Below are 15028 nucleotides of genomic sequence, written 5' to 3'. Positions count from 1 at the left end.
AGTCGAACTGGGTAGTCGAAAAAGCGGATTACTTCTTCAACTACACGTGAAACTCCTAATTACTTGTCTATAGTCATCACTTTCGGAACGGTAACTGTATGTTCTAATAATATGGAAATTGTCCCCCTAGGGACAGGGAGAATAGCAGTGGCCATTTCATTGCAAAAATCATGCGCATTATTATTATTGAAAGAAAATGCAATTATGTTATAATAAGATGGTTGCGATTTGCGTTCGGTCTATTATATGATGGTATATTGAATGAACGTCAAATATACAGATTTATTTGTTGGAGGGAAATTTACATGACAGCTAAATGGGAGAAACAAGAAGGTAATGTCGGTGTATTAACTGTCGAAGTTGATGCAGATAAATTTGATAGTGCCTTAGATCAAGCTTTTAAAAAGGTTGTAAAACAAGTACAAGTCCCTGGTTTCCGTAAAGGGAAAATGCCTAGAGGTTTATTTGAGAAACGCTTTGGTGTCGAATCTCTTTATCAAGATGCAGTAGATATTATCTTACCTGGTGAATATACAAATGCGATCGAAGAAACTGGAATCGAGCCTGTGGATCAACCAGAAGTAGATATCGAGCAGATTGAAAAAGGGAAAAACCTTATTTTTACAGCTAAAGTAACAGTAAAGCCAGAAGTTGAACTAGGAGATTATAAAGGCCTAGAAGTAGAGGAAGAAAGTACAGAAATTACAGATGAAGATGTCGAAAATGATTTAAAACAGCAACAAGAACAGCAAGCAGAACTAGTTGTTAAAGAAGAAGGTACAGTCGAAGACGGTGACACAGCTGTTATTGACTTTGAAGGTTTTGTTGATGGTGAAGCATTTGAGGGTGGTAAAGGCGAAAATCATTCTCTTGAAATCGGATCTGGTTCTTTCATACCAGGTTTTGAAGAGCAACTAGTTGGTAAAAAAGCAGGTGAGGATGTAGAAGTACAGGTTACTTTCCCAGAAGAATATCATGCAGAAGACCTTGCTGGAAAAGAAGCAACTTTCAAAGTGAAAATTCATGAAATTAAGGCTAAAGAATTACCTGAGCTTGATGATGAATTTGCTAAAGATGTAGATGACGAAGTGGAATCTCTTGATGAGTTAAAAGAGAAGACTAAGAAACGTCTACAGGAGCAAAAAGAAAATGAAGTGGAAAACAATAAAAGGGAAGCATTAATTCAACAAGCTTCTGATAATGCAGAAGTTGAAATTCCAGAAGCTATGGTCAACTCTGAATTAGATCGTATGCTTCAAGAATTTGAACAAAGATTACAAATGCAAGGCATGACACTAGATATGTACTTCCAATTCTCTGGTCAAGACGAAGATGCGTTAAAAGAGCAAATGAAAGAAGATGCTGAAAAACGTGTGAAAACGAACTTAACCCTTGAAGCTATAGCGAATGCAGAGAATGTAGAAGTAACGGAAGAAGATATTGAAAAAGAGTTAGAATCTATGGCTTCTATGTACAATATGGAATTAGACCAAATCAAACAAGCACTTGGTGGAAATACACAAGGACTAAAAGACGATTTGAAATTCAAAAAAGCGATTGATGTACTTGTGGAAAATAGTAAGACAAAATAATATAACATAGAAAAACTCGGCATTCGCCTCGTTTAATAGCGAGTTCCAAGTTTTTCTTATACTATTCACAAATAAAAATCTTATAATTTCTGATAGTATAGATAAAAACAGAAAACAAGGTGCGAAGTCGCGCCTTGTTTTCTCTCCATTATAAGGAATTTACTTTTTGTGATATACATAACGACTTTTTTACATATACTATAGACAATACTTCATCACCATACATAAGAACTTACGGTTTGTAATCAGTAAGAATAACTGGTACGATTGAACGGCATATAAATATGGTATGTATATTAGAAGGTCTCCGCTCCCATATTAATGGGCAAGGGATCAGCTAGAAAGTGTTTTACTTTTTAATTTGCTTACAATTTGATATGATTGGCTAAAGTAATTAAAAACTTTGCATTTCAGGAAAGAAATGATATTTTTTGGATAAGGGGTGAAGGGCATGTATAAGTTTAATGAAGAAAAAGGTCAATTAAAGTGCTCATTCTGTGGGAAAAGTCAAGACCAGGTTCGTAAGCTTGTCGCAGGACCAGGTGTTTATATATGTGATGAATGTATCGAATTATGTACGGAAATTGTAGAGGAAGAATTAGGGGTAGATGAAGAAGTTGAATATAAGGACATTCCGAAGCCTCAAGAGATTTGTGATATTTTAGATGATTATGTAATCGGGCAGGAGAAAGCAAAAAAGAATTTATCCGTAGCTGTCTATAATCATTATAAACGTATTAATTCTCCGAAATCGAAAGATGATGTGGAATTAGCTAAAAGTAATATTGCGATGATTGGACCAACAGGTAGTGGTAAAACATTACTTGCTCAAACATTGGCCCGTATTTTAAATGTTCCGTTTGCTATTGCTGACGCTACTTCTCTTACGGAGGCAGGCTATGTTGGGGAAGATGTAGAGAATATTTTACTAAAACTGATTCAAGCTGCAGATTACGATGTGGAAAAGGCAGAAAAAGGCATTATTTACATTGATGAGATTGATAAAGTGGCGCGTAAGTCAGAAAATCCATCCATTACTCGAGATGTGTCTGGAGAAGGTGTACAGCAGGCATTACTTAAGATTTTGGAAGGTACGGTGGCTAGTGTCCCACCTCAAGGTGGTAGAAAGCATCCACATCAAGAATTTATTCAGATTGATACGACCAATATTTTATTCATATGTGGTGGCGCATTTGATGGGATTGAACAAATTATCAAACGTCGTCTAGGCAAGAAAGTTATCGGCTTCGGAGCAGATGCTGATAATCAAGAATTAGATAAAGCTACACTTCTATCGAAGGTTCTTCCAGAGGATTTATTACGTTTTGGATTAATTCCAGAATTTATAGGACGTCTTCCGGTTATTGGAAGCTTAGAACCATTAGATGAAGCTGCATTAGTAGAAATCCTGACCAAACCAAAAAATGCATTAGTAAAACAATATAATAAGCTGTTTGAAATCGACGGTGTAGAATTAGAGTTTGAAGAAGGTGCCTTAGAAGAAGTAGCGAAGAAAGCTATTGAACGTAAGACGGGGGCACGTGGATTACGCTCTATATTAGAAGGGATCATGCTAGAAGTGATGTTTGATCTCCCTTCACGTGATGATATTAAGAAATGCGTCATCACAAAGGAGACAGTAGCTAATGAAGGTAATCCGAAGCTCATTCACGAAGACGGTTCTGTAATTGATCAAGATAAGCAATCACCAAAGGAAAGTGCATAGTAGGAAACAAAAATCCCTTGTCTCAGTGAACAAGGGATTTTTGTTTGAGCATAAGTTCCTGGAAGATAGGAAAAACTATCTCAGACAAGATAATTTTATTTTATAAGTTAGAGAAAATTTCTACACAGCAGAAGTTCGACGTAACTGAAATTTTAAGCTACCAACTATAAGCAAAACTAGGCATTCTCTAAAGGTGAGTGAATGCAAGTTTTTCTAATAGAAAATAAGAACGATTATTTTTATGGAGGATATACATAAAGATTTACAAAAACCCTTATTTTCTTTAAACTAAGTACAATAGAGAGGTTGAACTAGGGAAAGATAACGATAGAGGGACAAGCTATTGCTAACAATATTGGCATACAAGCTAACATTACTCTTAATCGACATCTAGTAATTTTGACGGAGGTGCCAAATGACAGAGAAGAACTTTTTACATATACCTTTATTACCACTAAGGGGATTAATTGTATTTCCTAGCATGGTTATTCATTTGGATGTTGGCCGAGAGAAATCGATTCAATCATTAGAAAAGGCAATGATGAATGATCAGAAAATTCTTTTAGCCGCCCAAAAGGAAAGTGCCATAGACGAACCTAAGAAAGATGATATATATACTATTGGTACAGTAGCAAAAGTAAATCAAATGTTAAAGTTACCTAATGGAACCATGCGTGTCCTAGTAGAAGGACTTTATCGTGCTAAAATTGAATCTTTTATTCAAGAGGAAAAACAATTCTTTGTTGAAATTGTAAAACTTGAGGACGTCCATGTTGATCCAGTAGAAGAGGATGCATTCATGCGTACACTACTCGAACAATTTGAACATTACACCCGAATTTCGAAAAAAATTAGTAAAGAAACGTTGGCAACAGTACTCGATATTGAAGAGCCAGCGCAATTTTCAGATATGGTTGCATCCCATATAACCCTAAAAATGTCTGATAAACAGCTCCTTTTAGAAACTGTTGGTGTAAAAGAACGTTTAAAAAAATTATTAGATATTATCTCTAATGAGAAGGAAGTATTGGAATTAGAGCGAAAAATCGGGCAACGTGTCAAAAAATCTATGGAAGATACGCAAAAGGAATATTATTTACGAGAACAAATGAAAGCTATTCAGAAGGAGCTCGGCGACAAGGATGGGAAAACTGGTGAAATTGCTAATTTAAAAAAGCAGCTCGAGGAAAAGGAGTTACCAGATAGAGTGGAAAAGGTAGCACTTAAAGAGTTAGATCGTTATGAACGAATTCCTCAAAGCTCAGCAGAAAGTTCGGTTATCCGTACGTATATTGAATGGATTCTCGCACTTCCCTGGAACGAAGAAACGGAAGACAATTTAGAAATTAATAATGCTGAAAAAATATTAGATGAGGATCATTATGGTTTAGAAAAGGTAAAGGAAAGAGTGCTCGAGTATTTAGCTGTTCAACAGCTGACGAATTCATTAAAAGGTCCCATTTTATGTCTTGTAGGCCCACCAGGAGTAGGAAAAACCTCTTTAGCTCGTTCCATTGCGCGAGCGATTGATCGTCATTTTGTTCGAATTTCTTTAGGTGGTGTGCGTGACGAGGCTGAAATTCGTGGGCATAGAAGAACATATGTCGGTGCAATGCCAGGTAGAATTATTCAAGGAATGAAAAAAGCCAATACGATTAATCCGGTCTTTTTATTAGACGAAATTGATAAAATGTCTAATGATTTTCGAGGCGACCCTTCTGCTGCGATGCTAGAAGTATTAGATCCAGAACAAAATCATACGTTTAGTGATCATTACCTAGAAGAAACCTACGATCTGTCTAAGGTTATGTTTATTGCAACAGCAAATAACCTATCGACAATACCACGACCATTATTAGATCGAATGGAGATTATCTCCATAGCTGGATATACGGAGCTAGAGAAAATGTATATAGCAAAAGAACATTTATTGCCAAAACAAATCAAAGAGAATGGTCTGAAAAAAGGCAATATCCAACTAAGAGATGATGCTTTGCTTAAGTTGATTCGCTTATATACGAGAGAAGCAGGAGTCCGTGGATTAGAACGGCAATTGGCATCAGTTTGCCGCAAAGCTGCTAAGATTATTGTGTCAAAGAAAAAACAGCGGGTTATTGTGACAGGAAAGCAGCTTGAGGGTATTTTGGGAAAACCGAAATTCCGATATGGATTAATGGAAGTAGAGGATCAAGTAGGTGCTGCAACAGGTCTTGCCTATACTTCTGCTGGTGGCGATATTTTGTCAATAGAGGTTAGCCTTTCAGAAGGAAAAGGAAAACTAACGTTAACTGGTAAGCTTGGTGACGTTATGAAGGAATCTGCACAAGCGGCATTTAGCTATATTCGTTCAAAGGCAGATGAGTTAAATATTGATCCGAAATTCCATGAGAAAAAAGATATTCATATCCATGTTCCAGAGGGGGCAACTCCAAAGGATGGACCTTCAGCAGGTATTACGATGGCGACTGCGTTAGTTTCTGCATTGACTGGAAGAGCGGTGCGTAAAGAGGTAGGAATGACAGGAGAAATCACGTTAAGAGGTAGAGTATTACCAATTGGTGGTCTCAAGGAAAAATCTTTAAGTGCTCATCGTGCAGGTATCAAAACGATTATTATTCCGAAGGATAATGAGAAGGATTTAGAGGACATACCAGAAAGTGTTCGTCAGGAACTTACTTTTATTCCAGTAGACCATCTTGATACAGTGCTTGAATATGCACTACTGGAGGGGAACAATGAAGGTAAATAAAGCAGAAATAGTCATCAGTGCCGTTTCACCAAAACAATATCCACAGGATCGACTGTCTGAAATTGCATTGGCAGGGAGGTCAAATGTTGGAAAATCATCCTTTATTAATCGCTTAATTCATCGTAAAAATTTAGCTAGAACTTCTTCCAAGCCAGGGAAAACTCAAACATTAAACTTTTATCGGATTAACGAGAAGTTTTATTTCGTAGATGTACCAGGCTATGGTTATGCAAAGGTTTCGAAAAAAGAACGTGAAAAATGGGGCAAAATGATGGAGGAATATTTTGCCCTTAGAGATACATTGAAGTTAGCTACTTTAATTATAGATATCAGACATAAGCCTACTGATGATGATGTAATGATGTATGAATTTTTAAAACATTACCAGCTTCCAGTTCTAGTGGTTGCTACAAAGTTAGATAAGATTCCAAAAAACAAAAAAAGTGCTCACCTCGAGCAGGTGATTCAAACACTAGACTTAGATCCAGAAGACACGGTGATCCCTTTTTCTTCAGAAACGGGTGAAGGTAAAGAAGATGTCTGGCATTACCTTGAACAATATCTATAACTATAGATAGATAAGGAGTTTCTTCATTGATAAAGTTTCAAATAACGCTAAATAATGCGTGTGGGACATAATTATAATAGCGTACATAAAAAAGACGAACGTTATCAAATCGTTCGTCTTTTTCTTTTGATTATACGGCGATTTATTTTTTCCTCCATAGCATATAAATACCGATAGTAATTAATAATAATGGCCAAAATCTTTCGATAAACACCATACCTTCATGAATCCAGCTAAACCAACTCGGCTTATTGTCCACATACACGGCAAATACCGCAATGGCTAATAGAATTAAACCAGGTAAAAGCCCTGTTTTTGTTTTAAAATATCGGATAAGAAACGCGATCGAAATAATAAAAGGATAAACGCCCCAGTGGTCAATCCAAAACGGATAGTGATTCAAACCATGGAAGTGAATTCCAAGGCCTAATAATATGACACCTGGTACCACACTACTAAAATCCTTTGCTCGAAAGGAATAAATTAGGAAAGCAGCTCCAAGTAATATGAGTAAGGTTGGCCAAGAATAAAAATCAGTAAGGATAGGTAATTTTAGTTCTCTTAATAAAAAGAAAATACCTATTCCAATAAACAAATATGCAACTAAGCCATTCTTTTTCAACTAAATCGCTCCTAGATTAAAATAATTATTAATTTAGATTAATTTCTTGCTTATATGTCTTGGTTATGTTAAAGTACTATTGACAAAAGAGATGAATGGAACAAACAAAGTATATTTTAACATACTTTATTCTAACACTGTTCATAATTTCATCACGATTTAATAAAAAATTCATGTTATACTAACAATATGTGTATAGGTGTTTGTTTTTCTTTTTTTGGGGGTAGATGAATGTGCATATTTTAACAGCAGGGATAAATTATAAAACAGCTCCTGTTGAAGTGCGCGAAATGCTAGCTTTTCGTGAAGAGCAACTTGTAGAAGCAATGACAGAATTAAAGGGACGTAAAAGCATTTTGGAAAATGTAATTATTTCTACATGTAATCGGACGGAAATCTATGCAGTCGTTGATCAACTTCATACAGGGCGACATTTCATTAAACAATTTCTAGCAGATTGGTTCGATTTGGATAAGGAGTCTTTTACTCCACACTTGGTTTTTTATGAAAATGAAGCAGCAGTGGAACATTTATTTCGACTTAGCTGTGGCTTAGAATCGATGATTATGGGAGAGACACAGATTCTTGGCCAAGTGAAACAGATGTTTCTAAAAGCTCAAGAAGTTGAAATGACTGGTACCATTCTAAACGAAGTATTTAAACAAGCTATTACCATTGGAAAGCGAAGTCAAAGGGAAACCAATATTAATGATAATGCTGTTTCTGTTAGCTATGCTGCGGTAGAGTTGGCGAAGAAAATATTCTCCGATCTTACAGATAAACGTGTGGTTATCATAGGTGCAGGTAAAATGGGAGAGCTAGCAGCCAAAAATATTTATGGATCAGGTGTTAAGCAAGTAACGGTTGTGAACCGGACGATTGAAAAGGCAACTCAGCTTGCAGAGCAGTTTGATGGCGTTGCAAAGCCGACTAGTCAATTAAATGACATTCTATTAGATGCTGATATTGTGATTAGTTCAACAGGATCCAATGATTTTATCATTTCAAAAGAGGCGTACCAACAAATTGAAAAGAGAAGAAAGGGACGTCCGTTATTCTTAGTGGATATTGCCGTTCCTCGTGATTTAGATCCAGATCTTGCTCAATTAGATAATGTCTTTTTATATGATATCGATGATTTACAAAATGTTGTAGATGCTAATCTCGAAGCGAGAAAAGAAGCTGCTGAGGAGATTGAAATATGGATTGAAGAAGAGATAATCGCTTTCCGTACATGGCTACAAACGCTTGGAGTTGTTCCTATTATTACAGCATTGCGAGAGCAAGCACTTACTATTCAGAAGGATACAATGCAAAGCATTGAGCGAAAAATGCCAAATTTAACTGATAGAGAGAGAAAAGTGTTAAATAAACATACAAAAAGTATTGTGAATCAAATGTTAAAACAGCCAATACTTCAAGCGAAAGAATTAGCAGGACAGAAAAACTCAGAAGAAGCACTTGCCTTATTTACGAAAATATTTAATCTAGAAGAGAAAGTGATTCCTAAGACAGAACAAGAAGAAAAGGTAATTTCATTTGATAAAAATAATGAAAAGTCATACCAAAAATTACAAAATGTTTCTACACATTAAAAGGATGGTATTCCTTTATGTTTCCAGAAAGATTTATTCAAGAGGGCATGTTGCTCGCTTATGGAATTAGTGTCATTTTTTATTTTATAGATTTTTTGTATCACAACCAGAAAGCGAATCGGATTGCTTTCTGGTTCCTTGCGATGGTTTGGGTTATTCAAACCATCTTTTTGTTACAGGAAGTGATTCGCACATCATCGCTCCCTATTGGGACATTCAATGATGGATTATATACCTATGTGTGGATTATTGTTACTTTCTCATTAGTTGTACACCGATATTTTCATCTTGATTTATTTATGTTTTTTATAAGTGTCTTCGGCTTTTTGGTTATGGTTATTCATACAATAAGATCATTGCAAATCGTCGATTCATCTCAAATTCCAAGCATGTTAAACGAATTGCTTTATGCCCATATCGTTTTAGCGTTAATAGCCTATGGACTATTTACGGTATCGTTTATCATTGCCCTACTCTATTTTACTCAATACCGTTTACTAAAATGGAAAAAAGGTTATAAATGGTTAAAGAGATTAAGTGACCTAGAAGGACTTGAAAAAAAGTCGTTTCAATTAATTGTACTTTCTGAACCATTACTATTGTTGTCGATCATTTTAGGGGTCGTTTGGGCTTACAAGACCGGAACGGAATTCTATTGGGGGGATAGCAAGACCATTGGTTCCATTTTAGTTTTTTTGATCTATGCGCTATATTTATATATGCGTACAAAAGGAAACTATCGAGGGAAAAATATATTATTCGTCAACATAGTTTCTTTTTTACTACTATTAGTAAACTTTTTCTTGTTTACTACTTTATCTAACTTTCATATTTAATGACAGAAAAGAGGTTGTAATAAAATGCGAAAAATAGTCGTAGGATCTAGACGTAGTAATCTTGCTTTGACTCAATCTGAATGGGTCATTGATCAATTGAAAAAATATACTGGGGATCAATTTTCATTTGAAATAAAGAAAATTGTAACAAAAGGGGACCAAATTTTAAACGTGACTTTATCCAAGGTCGGTGGAAAAGGCCTTTTCGTAAAAGAGATTGAAAAAGCAATGTATGATCATGAAATTGATTTCGCTGTTCATAGTATGAAGGATATGCCAGCAGTTATGCCAGAGGGGCTTATTATAGGATCCATTCCTATGCGAGAAGATCATCGAGATGCGTTTATATCAAATGACCATATTCGATTAGAAGATCTCCCAGCTGGTTCTATAGTGGGAACAAGTAGTCTTCGAAGAGGATCACAAATATTAGCAGAACGTCCTGATCTAGAAATTAAATGGATAAGAGGAAATATTGAGACAAGATTGAGAAAATTAAAGGAAGAGAATTTTGATGCTATCATCCTAGCAGCGGCAGGCTTAAAGAGAATGGGGTGGGGAGAAGAGATGGTTACCCAATTCTTGGAGCCAGAAGTATGTGTGCCCGCAGTAGGACAAGGTGCTCTTGCCATTGAATGTCGGGAGGATGATCAGGAACTTATTGAATTATTGAAAAAAATAAATCATTCCTATACAGAAAAAACGGTAACAGCAGAAAGAACTTTTCTTCATTTACTGAATGGTGGATGTCAAGTCCCTATTGGTGGATATGCTTATCTAGACAACGATGAGGTTAATCTAACCGCTTTAGTAGCAAGTAGTGATGGCAAAACAGTTCTAAAAGAAGTGGTAACAGGAATTGATCCAGTTGAAGTAGGTAAAGAAGCTGCAGAGAGATTAAAGGCAAAGGGTGCTCAACAACTAGTAGATGAAGCGATAGAAAAGAATGAAAAGGAATGAGCAAACCACTTAAAGGTAAAAAGCTTTTAATTACAAGAGAGGAGAAACAAGCTCAGCCATTAGTTGAGCTTGTTCAACACGCTGGTGCAGAACCATTTCTAGCACCTTTACTTCAGTTTCAGCCGATATACTCTAAAAACAATGAACAAGCTCTTAAAAAGATACAAGAACAGGTTGACTGGCTATTTTTTACAAGTGCTAATACCGTTTATTTTTTTGAAGCTTACCGAAAACAATTAGGTTTAACCTTTAGTCAGAAAATAGCTGCCGTCGGGGTGAAAACTAGTCACGCTCTTATGGAATATGGATATACTGTTCATTTTCAACCATCCATTTATAGTGGTGCGGTGATGGTCCCAGAATTTATTAATAAATTCGGAAAAGAACAAAAGATAGCATTGATCGGTGGAGAAAGTGCGAGAGATGAAATCCCGGATTTACTACAAAAAAATCACGTTTCCTTTCAACAGGTGGCTATTTATCGTACAATGAAAAATGATGCGGGAAGAAAAAAGTTAAGGTATGCTTTAAAGCAGGAAATGGATGCATGTTTATTTACGAGTCCCTCAACTGTAAAGACTTTTATCGAATTTGCTGATGCTTATTACTTAGAAAAGACGAAAAAGGAAACACTTGCTGTTGCCATTGGACTTACAACAGCAACAGAGCTAAAGAAACAAGGATTCCAACATGTTATTTATCCACAGAAATATACGATTGAGGCGATGGTAGAGCAATTAGTTGCTTACCTCCAAAACGAAAGGACGAAAAAAGAATGACTATGAACGAATTTGACCGCCATAGAAGATTACGTAAATCTGCTACGTTAAGATCATTAGTAAGAGAAACGAAGTTAAATACATCTGATCTAGTATATCCCTTGTTTATCGTAGAAGGTGAAACAATAAAGAGTGAAGTAAGCTCGATGCCTGGTGTATTTCAAATTTCGTTAGATTATTTAGATGAAGAAATAGATGAACTTCTTACGCTTGGCATACCAGCTGTTCTCTTATTTGGAATTCCAAAGGAGAAGGATGAAGTTGGCTCTGGAGCTTATGATCCACATGGTATCGTGCAGAAAGCCATTCGCCAAATTAAACAAAAAACAGATAAATTATTAGTGATAGCAGACACCTGTTTATGTGAATATACTTCTCACGGTCATTGTGGTGTCATTCATGATCATGATGTAGATAACGATAAGTCATTGCCGTTACATGTAAAAACAGCCGTAACTCAGGCAGAAGCAGGAGCGGACATTATTGCACCATCTAACATGATGGACGGTTTTGTAACAGAGATACGAAAAGGCTTAGATGAGGCAGGTTTCTGTGAGATACCTATTATGTCGTATGCTGTGAAATATGCCTCCGCATTCTATGGCCCATTTCGTGATGCAGCAGATAGTACTCCACAATTTGGCGACCGAAAAACCTATCAGATGGATCCTGCCAATCGTCTTGAGGCGATGCGTGAAGCACAATCAGATATAGAAGAAGGAGCGGATTTTATTATCGTAAAACCGGCTTTGTCCTATATGGATATTATTCGGGAAATGAGAAATGCCCATCCCGTTCCTGTCGTGGCTTATAATGTTAGTGGAGAGTATTCTATGATTAAGGCTGCTAGTTTAAATGGCTGGATAGATGAAAAAGCGGTTGTCATAGAAAAATTAACAAGTATGAAAAGAGCAGGGGCAGATATTATCATTACGTATTTTGCAAAAGATGTTGCAGAATGGTTACAAGAAAAATCCTAATAGAGATGAAAGGGGATCCTCATTATGCTACAAAATCAAAAATCAGTAGATGCTTACAAAGAAGCAGTAGATTTAATGCCTGGTGGTGTAAATTCTCCTGTTAGAGCTTTTAAATCAGTGGGAATGAATCCGATTTTTATGGATCACGGTAAAGGTTCCAAAATTTATGACATTGATGGAAATGAATATATTGATTATGTTCTAAGCTGGGGTCCATTAATACTAGGACATGCTCATGAAGGTGTTGTTCAAAAATTAAAGGAGGTAGCAGAGAAAGGAACTAGCTTTGGTGCTCCAACACTGTTAGAAAATGAATTAGCTCAGTTAGTAATTGATCGCGTTCCATCTATCGAGATGGTTCGAATGGTTAATTCTGGAACAGAAGCTACCATGAGTGCATTACGATTAGCACGAGGCTATACAGGGCGTAATATTATTTTGAAATTTGAAGGTAATTACCATGGCCATGGAGATTCTTTATTAATAAAAGCAGGTTCTGGTGTGGCAACCTTAGGCTTACCAGATAGTCCAGGAGTGCCTGAAAGTGTTGCCAAACATACCATTACAGTCCCTTATAATGATATAGAAAGTCTGAAATATGCCTTCAATGAATTTGGAAAGGACATAGCGGCAGTGATTGTAGAGCCAGTGTCGGGTAATATGGGAGTCGTTCCACCGAAAGGCGATTTCCTTCAAGAATTGAGAAAAATAACAACAGAAAATGGCAGTCTATTAATTTTTGATGAGGTCATGACAGGATTTCGTGTCGGATTTCATTGTGCACAGGGATACTTTGGTGTGACACCTGATTTAACCTGTTTAGGAAAGGTTATTGGTGGAGGGCTACCGGTAGGTGCATATGGTGGAAAGCGTGACATAATGGAGTCCGTTGCACCTGTTGGAGATATTTATCAGGCAGGTACTCTTTCAGGGAACCCACTTGCTATGACAGCTGGCCTCGAAACATTAAAGGCAATGGATAAGGATGCCTATAAAGCAATTAATCAGAAGGTCGACCGGCTTGTGACAGGTTACAAGGAAGCTGCGGAGAAATATAAGCTTAATCTTCAAATTAATCGAGCTGGCTCTATGGTAGGCGTGTTTTTTGCTGATCAACAAGTTGTTGATTATGCTACTTCTTCTCGTTCAGATCTCGATCAATTTGCAAGCTATTATCGTACAATGGCAGAAGAGGGAATCTTCCTACCACCTTCCCAATTCGAAGGTTTGTTCCTTTCCACTGCACATACCGATGAAGACATAGAAAAAACTATTCAAGCTGCTGAAAAAGCATTTTCTAAATTATAACGATTATATGAAGAGTTGTTTTAAAAAAGGTGCCTTATCGAGGGAGGGCCACTTACTTTAGAACAACTCTTTTTCATGGTTATCTTTACTTGGATGGACGTTTAGGGAAATTCAAGATATAAAAGATCAATCAACTTCTTCATAATCTCGATTCCTTCTTCATATATTTTAAGAGAGATAGCTAGTTCGCTAATCGTATATGGAAGGGGGAACCGAGTTGGGTGAGGTATTTACATTCAATATTAATGAGAAAATCTCATTTCAAGATCAACCTTTAATGAAGGAAATGTTAGGTATTGGGCTAGAGCCTGTTATCTCTATTCAGGAATTAGGGGAAAGCTTGTCTGTTCGTGGAGTGATGGAACTAAAAGGTGAATACATTCAGACAGATCAACAAGAGGTTAGAGCGGAGGAACTAGAATATCAAGGTAACAAGGTAGAACGGGTGGAGCCAATTTCAGATGAGACTTGCGAATTTTTTCACAAATTTATAATGGATATAACGATTCCGATGGAAAGAATTGCTTCCATGGAGGATGTTGCAGTGGAGGTAGACCATTTTGATTATGTGTTGAATTCACCAGGGTCGATAAATGTGGAAGCTGTTCTGGCGATTCATGGTTTAACAGAAGAAGCTGTGATTGTTGAAAGGGACCCAGAGGAAGAGTTAGTTAGATATGACGCTGAAGCGGAGTCGGACCATTCATTACGTGAAGAGGAGCAATTTCAGTTCACCGTTAATCAAGAAGCAAACCTTCAACAGGAAGAAGACAATGTCATTCCATTGACAGAGAGTAGTGAAACAACTTCTGAGAGTGAGGAACCTGTGATGGAACGTGAAGAAGTTCATGAGGAAAATGTTTGGGAAGAAAGTCATCGTGAAGAAGTGGAGCAAGAAGAGGTAGTTGATGAATATGAAGTGGAAGATGAACAATCATTAGAGGACGACGAAAGAGAAGAAGAGAAGATACATGTTCAAGGTAGATCAGAAGGCGTGGATGATACTTCTTATCTGTTAAATATTTTCTCGGAAGAAGAGGAAGCTACTAGCTATTCAAAATTGAAATTATATATTGTACAGCCAGAGGACCAAATGCATACTATTGCCGAGCGATATGATGTCTCTCCACGACAGATCATGCGAACGAATCATTTAGAAGATGAAGATGTTACCTCCGGACAACTCATTTATATTCCAATTACTTCAGATGAATAACGATAAAAATCCCTTGGTCATTTTGAAGCAAGGGATTTTTTTACTATAAGAATAATATTTTATTAAAGATATTTGTAAAACTTCGGCTCCCACTATG

The 15028-nt window shown here is 36.6% G+C and carries 12 protein-coding genes; 11 read left to right on the top strand and 1 reads right to left on the bottom strand.

Features of this window, described 5'->3' with window-relative positions; genetic code table 11:
* The first annotated feature begins 305 nt into the window (after positions 1 to 305).
* From tig to yihA, 4 genes are all read left to right on the top strand, one after another.
* Positions 306 to 1592, top strand: coding sequence for a trigger factor (gene tig, locus ACZ5R4_RS04860; protein WP_054859088.1), 1287 nt, complete (start codon positions 306 to 308; stop codon positions 1590 to 1592).
* Between the two features lie 451 nt (positions 1593 to 2043).
* Complete coding sequence (clpX, locus tag ACZ5R4_RS04855) at positions 2044 to 3318, top strand: ATP-dependent protease ATP-binding subunit ClpX (RefSeq protein ID WP_109983983.1); 1275 nt, start codon at positions 2044 to 2046, stop codon at positions 3316 to 3318.
* Positions 3319 to 3733: 415 nt separating this feature from the next.
* Positions 3734 to 6067, top strand: a complete 2334-nt coding sequence (gene lon, locus ACZ5R4_RS04850; RefSeq protein ID WP_109983984.1) for an endopeptidase La — start codon at positions 3734 to 3736, stop codon at positions 6065 to 6067.
* On the top strand, positions 6054 to 6635 hold the full coding sequence (gene yihA, locus ACZ5R4_RS04845; RefSeq protein ID WP_109983985.1) for a ribosome biogenesis GTP-binding protein YihA/YsxC: 582 nt from the start codon (positions 6054 to 6056) through the stop codon (positions 6633 to 6635). The genes lon and yihA overlap by 14 nt, the downstream gene beginning before the upstream one ends.
* Positions 6636 to 6777: 142 nt before the next feature.
* On the opposite strand, the gene ACZ5R4_RS04840 is transcribed toward yihA, so the two are convergent.
* Positions 6778 to 7257, bottom strand: coding sequence for a LiaI-LiaF-like domain-containing protein (locus ACZ5R4_RS04840; protein ID WP_109983986.1), 480 nt, complete (start codon positions 7255 to 7257; stop codon positions 6778 to 6780).
* 233 nt (positions 7258 to 7490) lie between these two features.
* On the opposite strand from ACZ5R4_RS04840, the gene hemA reads away from it, so the two are divergent.
* The 7 genes from hemA (at position 7491) to ACZ5R4_RS04805 (ending at position 14931) form a co-directional block, all read left to right on the top strand.
* Entirely contained in the window at positions 7491 to 8852 is a 1362-nt protein-coding gene (gene hemA, locus ACZ5R4_RS04835; protein ID WP_109983987.1) for a glutamyl-tRNA reductase, read from the top strand.
* Between the two features lie 17 nt (positions 8853 to 8869).
* Positions 8870 to 9688, top strand: a complete 819-nt coding sequence (locus tag ACZ5R4_RS04830) for a cytochrome C assembly family protein (RefSeq protein ID WP_109983988.1) — start codon at positions 8870 to 8872, stop codon at positions 9686 to 9688.
* A gap of 24 nt (positions 9689 to 9712) precedes the next feature.
* The gene (gene hemC, locus ACZ5R4_RS04825; protein ID WP_054787844.1) at positions 9713 to 10648 is read left to right on the top strand and encodes a hydroxymethylbilane synthase; all 936 of its coding nucleotides are present in this window, start codon (positions 9713 to 9715) and stop codon (positions 10646 to 10648) included.
* Positions 10645 to 11427 (top strand): uroporphyrinogen-III synthase, encoded by a 783-nt coding sequence (locus tag ACZ5R4_RS04820; protein ID WP_054859091.1) that lies wholly within the window; start codon positions 10645 to 10647, stop codon positions 11425 to 11427. Before hemC ends, ACZ5R4_RS04820 begins: the two co-directional genes overlap by 4 nt.
* The gene (gene hemB, locus ACZ5R4_RS04815) at positions 11424 to 12407 is read left to right on the top strand and encodes a porphobilinogen synthase (protein ID WP_054859092.1); all 984 of its coding nucleotides are present in this window, start codon (positions 11424 to 11426) and stop codon (positions 12405 to 12407) included. The genes ACZ5R4_RS04820 and hemB overlap by 4 nt, the downstream gene beginning before the upstream one ends.
* Positions 12408 to 12431: 24 nt before the next feature.
* Complete coding sequence (gene hemL / locus ACZ5R4_RS04810) at positions 12432 to 13715, top strand: glutamate-1-semialdehyde 2,1-aminomutase (protein WP_054859093.1); 1284 nt, start codon at positions 12432 to 12434, stop codon at positions 13713 to 13715.
* A 217-nt stretch (positions 13716 to 13932) separates the two neighbouring features.
* Positions 13933 to 14931, top strand: a complete 999-nt coding sequence (locus tag ACZ5R4_RS04805) for a LysM peptidoglycan-binding domain-containing protein (protein ID WP_054859094.1) — start codon at positions 13933 to 13935, stop codon at positions 14929 to 14931.
* Positions 14932 to 15028: the final 97 nt, after the last annotated feature.

The organism is Gracilibacillus sp. JCM 18860 (assembly GCF_055395245.1).
This window is presented reverse-complemented; position numbering and strand designations above follow the sequence as displayed.